The following is a 251-nucleotide window of genomic DNA, read 5'->3' as shown; positions in this document are numbered from 1 at the left end:
ACAACATGGAGATCACGCTCGAGGAAGCCTTTACCGGCAAGACGGCGCAGATCCACGTGCCGACATCGGTCGGCTGCGACGAGTGCGCCGGCACCGGCGCCAAGCCCGGATCGTCGCCTGTGCAGTGCTCCATGTGCCATGGCGCCGGGCGCGTGCGGGCCGCCCAGGGTTTCTTTTCCATCGAGCGCACCTGCCCGCAGTGCAACGGCCGGGGCGAGACCATTCAGGACCCCTGCGCGAAATGTTCCGGC

1 protein-coding gene is annotated in these 251 nt (G+C 67.7%); it reads left to right on the top strand.

The window, feature by feature from the left end; all coding sequences use genetic code 11:
* Positions 1–251, top strand: a 251-nt coding sequence (locus R0J92_RS25055) for a zinc finger domain-containing protein (RefSeq protein ID WP_411053675.1), incomplete at both ends; no start/stop codon positions are given.

This window comes from Tritonibacter sp. SIMBA_163 (assembly GCF_046535935.1).
Classification (GTDB): Bacteria; Pseudomonadota; Alphaproteobacteria; order Rhodobacterales; family Rhodobacteraceae; genus Epibacterium; species Epibacterium scottomollicae.
Note: the sequence above shows the minus strand (reverse complement) of the source record. Positions and strands in the feature narration are given on the sequence as shown.